At 36.8% G+C, this 5390-nt stretch carries 4 protein-coding genes and 2 pseudogenes; 3 read left to right on the forward strand and 3 right to left on the reverse strand.

The features are described 5' to 3' along the window. Positions 1–113: 113 nt before the first annotated feature. Both BT127_RS16050 and BT127_RS16055 read left to right on the forward strand, forming a co-directional pair. Positions 114–1211, forward strand: coding sequence for an MBL fold metallo-hydrolase (locus tag BT127_RS16050; protein ID WP_075425968.1), 1098 nt, complete (start codon positions 114–116; stop codon positions 1209–1211). Between the two features lie 156 nt (positions 1212–1367). Then, positions 1368–1559 (forward strand): annotated as a pseudogene (locus BT127_RS16055) (phosphoglucosamine mutase); the annotation flags it as partial. Here the strand turns inward: BT127_RS16055 and BT127_RS16060 are convergent. After that, the gene (locus BT127_RS16060) at positions 1539–3338 is read right to left on the reverse strand and encodes a leucine-rich repeat domain-containing protein (protein ID WP_075425969.1); all 1800 of its coding nucleotides are present in this window, start codon (positions 3336–3338) and stop codon (positions 1539–1541) included. The pseudogene BT127_RS16055 and the gene BT127_RS16060 overlap by 21 nt on opposite strands. A 288-nt stretch (positions 3339–3626) precedes the next feature. Next, on the reverse strand, positions 3627–4334 hold the full coding sequence (locus BT127_RS16065; RefSeq protein ID WP_075425970.1) for a hypothetical protein: 708 nt from the start codon (positions 4332–4334) through the stop codon (positions 3627–3629). A gap of 160 nt (positions 4335–4494) precedes the next feature. Between BT127_RS16065 and BT127_RS16070 the strand changes: the two genes are divergently transcribed. After that, a complete protein-coding gene (locus BT127_RS16070; RefSeq protein ID WP_175541996.1) occupies positions 4495–5007 on the forward strand; it encodes a hypothetical protein in 513 nt (170 codons plus the stop codon). A 195-nt stretch (positions 5008–5202) separates the two neighbouring features. Here BT127_RS16070 and BT127_RS16075 read toward each other — a convergent pair. After that, positions 5203–5390, reverse strand: a pseudogene (locus BT127_RS16075) (IS256 family transposase); the annotation flags it as partial.

The following is a 5390-nucleotide window of genomic DNA, read 5'->3' on the forward strand; positions in this document are numbered from 1 at the left end:
GGTAGAGCACTCGGCTGTTAACCGAGTTGTCGCCCGTTCGAGCCGGGCAGGGGGAGCCAAATGAGTCGTTTTCATTAAGAAAACGACTTTTTTTATTTTAAGGAGGTAAAAGGATGAAAAGTAGAAAAGCTCTTAAAGTAATTATCGTTGTTTTTGCGGTACTGTTATTTCTTATGATAGTTGTATCGCTGTTTCTGGCATATTATTTTAAACCAATCGGAAGCACTCCGGGCAAGGCACTCAGGGCTGAATATTCCGAAAAAAATGAATATTATCATGACAATCAGTTTCATAATCCTGAGAATACTTCTGATTCAGCACCTGCCCATCCGGTTGCAAAGCTTGAAATGCCTTCAAAAACCGTTGGTGCTGAACATATAAGTGAACTGAAGCGTGCTGAGAAGGGCGAACTTAAGCTCACGTGGCTTGGACACTCTTCCTCGATCGTTCAGCTCGGAGATCAGAATATCCTTCTTGATCCGCTCATTGTTCCGGGCAGCGGGAAAAGGTTCTCAGCTCTTCCTGATCGAATATCCGAATACCCTCTGGATCCCGATTCGCTGCCTGATATAGACGTTCTCTGCATTTCCCACGATCATCACGATCATCTGGATTTCTACTCGATAAGGGCTATCGATGAGAAAGTTAAGGAATATGTTGTACCGCTCGGTGTGGATGTTACCCTCAAAAGCTGGGGCGTTGACGATTCAAAGATCCACGCTCTTGACTGGTGGGAGGACGTTGAGATAGGTGGAGTTACTTACACTCTTACTCATGCTCAGCATTATTCAGGAAGATTCAGTTTCTTTCTTAATTCCACTTTATGGGGCGGAATTTACATGAAGGATGACTCTCACAGCGTTTATTTCACAGGTGACAGCGGTATGTGCAGTACTTTTGCTCAGATATACGAGAAATTCGGTGAGACTGACCTTATGCTCGCAGACGCAGGTGAGGATATGCCTACATGGTCACATATGTACCCTGATGAAGCTGTAAAGGCTGCACAGGATGTACATGCGGCTTGTCTTGTCCCTGTACATTGGGGCGCTTATGTCTATCGTTCTATTCCGTGGTATCAGCCTGCGGAGGATACTCTTGCAGAGGCAAAGAAACAGGGTATAACAGCTGCGGCACCACGTATCGGTGAAACTCTCAGCTTTGATGAACTCTCAGGAGCTGACGAACACTGGTGGGATGAGTATAAATGAATCCTTTTCGGTTATATGATGTGAGTTTTCTGCGTATAATCAATTGACTATTGTAGAATATTGTGATATAATGAAAGAATACACGACATTCCCCGAAATAGGATGATTCGGGCAAATTTTATTACCTGATTTTTTCTCAGGATTAAGGAGACAAATATGGGAAAGTATTTTGGTACAGACGGTTTCAGAGGTACTGCAAATGAGAACCTTACAGCAGACCATGCTTTCAGAGTTGGACGATTTCTTGGCTGGTATTACGGCGAGCTCAAAAGGCGCAATGGCGACGACAGCGCTCCGCGTATCGTTATCGGTAAGGACACACGCCGTTCAAGCTATATGTTCGTTTATTAGATCATCAATATAATTTGAGGTATCTTCAGGTGTTTTTATACTAATATCATGCAAAATTGTGCTCGGTCTGAATTTAAATTTCAAACCATTACAATGATCTTGTATGTCTGTACACGGGATAAACCAATCACCATTACTCGTGTTAATATAGATACAGTGGCTATCATCAAAAGCTTTAATATTTACGTCATATACCAAAATTCTTGCATCATATTCTGAACAGTTTTCATCCCAGTAATCTGAATATTCACTCTTTATTTCCTTATATTCAAGACCTTCACATACAACCGCATGTTGCCATTGACTAATTGAAATAACAGCTTTATCAGCACCATATGTTACATACTCTGCATATTTTACGAGCTCATTACTGTTATCCATTGTTATATCAGCTGCACCAAAAGATAATCGCTGACACTTTGTTACAAACAGCTTACATTTATCTGAGAATAAATCTGTTTGATTATATGGTACAAGGGAATTAAGTGTTATTTTTTCAGAATTATTTGTATACTTATTCAGCTCGAGTTCATTGCGATAATTATTAATATCAAAATATCCATTCTGAGATAATACTGATACTGACGACATCCCATAGCAAATTCCATCAAAGCTTTTATTATTATCCATATAATTATACTTTCCGTCACCAAGATTTTTCCCCCAAAATAAGAAATAATTTGGTAAACTCCAAATATTATTAATAATATTCGGGTTAAAAGTGTTATTATCATCAAGGACATTTTCTAACGAAGCATTATTTATATCTTTATAAGTGAAGCCATTTCGTGAAGCAAATGCAGCTGCTGTATTCCAGCTTCCATTTCCCCATACAACAAAATTCTTGTTTTTCTTATTCAAGTTTCTCCAACCCGCATTATAAATACCACTGAAAGTTGTATACGGGTTTTTAAACACAATATACTCCATAGAATCGCAGCCCATAAAAGCTTCATCCCCTATTTCCTGAAGATTTGATGGCATAAGGACAGTTTTAAGGACTTTATCGTTTTTGAACGCTCTTTTCCTGATAAATTTAAAAGAATCAGGAATATAAATATAATCAAGGGAGGTACAATTTGTAAAAGCTTCATTTTTTATTGTTACACCTTTTTCAGGGAGTTTTGCATAGGAAAGGTTTTCACATCCTGAAAATGCTTCCGACGGTATAGCGCTAATTTGTGAACTACTCATATTAATTCCATAAATACTACTGTTCATAAACGCTCTTTCTCCAAGCTTTTTAAGTGAACCTAAATAAAAAGTATTAGTTTTAAAAATATTTGAACAGTTTAGAAATGCTGAGTTTCCTATTTCTTCTAAATCCTCAAAATTAATTATACTTTCAAGATTAGTACATCCCTCAAACGCACTATTACCAACTGTTTTGAGATAAATTCCACCACATATCTCCTTCAGACTATTCTGTCCTTTAAATGCATTATCAGAAATACCAACAACTGTATATTCAGTATTTTCAAAATTTACATTATAAGGTAAAACAACAGATACAGAATTCTGATAAGTTATACAACCTTCGATCAGAACTGTTTTATTCTCTTTATTCGGAACGTAGTAGAGAGTGTATCCGTTCTCAAAATCAGAAACGTAGTATTTCCCATCTGTATTTCCTGATCTCATTCCTTCATTTGCTGCATAAACAAAACTGTTATTATCTAATTTAGTATTTAATGGGCTTCCTATCAGACCGATAGAATTACACATGACGGCAATAGTAAGAATAGCTGCAATACGTTTTTTGGTTTTTCTGTTCATAATAATACTCCTTTTTATTATATAATCTTTGTGGCACCACTTCTTCAATTATCCACAAGCATTATATTATATTATTATGTAAATATAATCAATATTTTTTATGTAAGATGTAATTTTTGATAGGTAAGCTGTTTTTTTAAAGAGTTAAGTTGCTCTTAATAATGCTGAAAGGGGAGATTGAAAAGGAAAAAATAACCCAAAGGAATAGCCAGGGGGTGGAATACAAAAAGACCTCTCTGATAATAATCGGAGAGGTCTTGTGCTATTATAGCACAATTTCAGAGATGATTATAACAAATGAATCATAATCTTGAAAGTAATCGGAATTACAACTATTGAGAAAATTAAAATGCCAAGAAGAAATGCAAGCGTAACTCCAAGAGAAACTATAAGAAGACCAATTACAGAGCATAAGCAGATATTTGAAGTGAACAGCAACGGCAATCTAACTAATGCGCCCCATAATCCGCCGCATTTGATAACGGAGATAACCAGAGCTATGGATGCTATTAATGTAAGAACGATAGCTACAGGAAGGATCCACTTAACACATAGATCAAGATTATCAGAAAATGAAGAATAAAATATTAAGTGAACAACAACATAAAAGCCGATTATCAATGCAGGAGCAAGGACTGCTAATATATGCTTGCAATGATATTTAAAGCCATGGTATTTTTCAGCGTGAAATGCACGATCCATATAGTCGTATTTCTTTATACTTCCAAGTGGCAGCCTGCTGAAAAACTCATGCATTGAATCTGAGAATAATAGTTCAAATAGCAGAGCCAATAGACCGATACCAATGAGGTAGCCTAACTGTAAGTTGTTATTAAAGGTATTGACTGTATCAATAATGAAGTTTAAGAAGATATTTTGCGTTATGTGAAGATGTGATGCGTTACTTGATAATAAAGCTAATACTATTTCATAAAAGCAAAAAACAGATAGCGCTGTTGATAACAAACAAAAAGTTATAGGTTTTATATTTCTCATTATAATATCCACCTCTTATTATTTTATTAAGGTTGTGCTATTATAGCACATTCGATGATTTATATGTAAAACACTTGACGTATGATGAAAGATGATATATAATTTGTTGTATGAGATTATATTATTAATCTTAAATACTTTAATAAAGGACTTGATACAAATGAAAAATGCACTTAAGAAAATCACAGCACTCGCAATGGCATTCACTCTCCTTGGAACCGGTACAGCTTTGACAAAAAATATTTCACCTCAGAAATATAATAATACTACTATTACAGCATATGCCGCTACTAAGCAAGGGTGGAAAAAAGAAAGTGGTAATTGGTACTATTATTTAAACGGTAAAAAGCAAAGAAGTAAATGGATTGCTAATAAATACTATGTAGGTATCAGTGGTGCTATGGTCATAGGTTGGCAGAAAATTCAAAATGAATGGTATTATTTTGGTACTAATCCAGACGATGGCGCTAAATGGTGTGACGCATGGGTAAAGGACGGTGGTTATTGGTATTATTTAGGACCAGACGGAAGAATGTGGAAAAATCGCAGTGTATTATATAAGCGAGAGTTATACTATTTAGATCGTGACGGAAAAATGATAACAAACGATTTTGTACAAATCGGATTGAATTTGTGGTATTTTGATGAAACAGGCGTTGGTACTAAACAATAATATTAATAAGCTCTTGAAAAATCTCTGGCTCAATCCCGAATTTTGTGTAAACGCAAAACAGTGCATATTGAAAACATAGATTGATTATGATGAGACCGGCAGATGAGATGTCGGTCTTATCTGCATTGTAGCATGATCCTGTTCATCTGTCAAGAGGGGCTAGCCCCTCTTGACAGATGAACGCGCGCGCCGTCCTCACTCAGGCAGGCGTTCACCATAGTAGATGACCAGCTGGGCATAGATCCGGCTCCAGTCCTGCCGCCGGCCGGTCCATTTCTTCGTAATATCTTTCATCGCCAGATACAGCAGCTTGAACAGACTGTCATCAGTCGGGAAGACCGAGCGGGTCTTGGTCACCTTCCGAAGCTGACGATTGAAGCCCT

The sequence above is a fragment of the Ruminococcus sp. XPD3002 genome (assembly GCA_900119535.1).
Taxonomy (GTDB): domain Bacteria; phylum Bacillota; class Clostridia; order Oscillospirales; family Ruminococcaceae; genus Ruminococcus; species Ruminococcus flavefaciens_H.

What these genes read in the sequence shown, in the direction of transcription:
- BT127_RS16050 (WP_075425968.1), top strand. Translation starts at nt 114, where the DNA reads ATGAAAAGTAGAAAAGCTCTTAAAGTAATTATCGTTGTTTTTGCGGTA.
- BT127_RS16060 (WP_075425969.1), bottom strand. Translation starts at nt 3,338, where the DNA reads ATGAACAGAAAAACCAAAAAACGTATTGCAGCTATTCTTACTATTGCC.
- BT127_RS16065 (WP_075425970.1), bottom strand. Translation starts at nt 4,334, where the DNA reads ATGAGAAATATAAAACCTATAACTTTTTGTTTGTTATCAACAGCGCTA.
- BT127_RS16070 (WP_175541996.1), top strand. Translation starts at nt 4,495, where the DNA reads ATGAAAAATGCACTTAAGAAAATCACAGCACTCGCAATGGCATTCACT.